This window comes from Bacteroides sp. OF04-15BH (assembly GCF_003477995.1).
Classification (GTDB): domain Bacteria; phylum Bacteroidota; class Bacteroidia; order Bacteroidales; family Bacteroidaceae; genus Paraprevotella.
On sequence record NZ_QUEM01000097.1, the window covers coordinates 1 to 268 of the forward strand.

Here is a 268-nt window from a genome sequence, read left to right on the forward strand (position 1 = left end):
TTGCCAGCGTACTCAATCGAGGACACCAGTATGTCGAGCCGTTCGCCCTGCACCTTTGCCGTCCCCGCCACAAGGGTATTCTTCGGCACAACGATATTTCCCGCCTGCATGGGTTCGAGCAGCCGTAGTTTCACCGCCTGCCCGTCCACCAGCGTTTGGTCTTGGTGTATGCAGGCGGCTACCGTGTTCTTTCCCATAGCGTACCCCGTGCCTACCGCCGTGTTGAAGCCGTAGTTTCGTGGCTGGCTGTAAGCCCGGATGAAGTCGG

Annotated in this window: 1 protein-coding gene; it reads right to left on the reverse strand. The window is 59.3% G+C overall.

The annotated features are described in order from the left end of the window. On the reverse strand, positions 1–268 hold a 268-nt coding region (traM, locus tag DXA74_RS16795; RefSeq protein ID WP_233550595.1), incomplete at both ends, for a conjugative transposon protein TraM.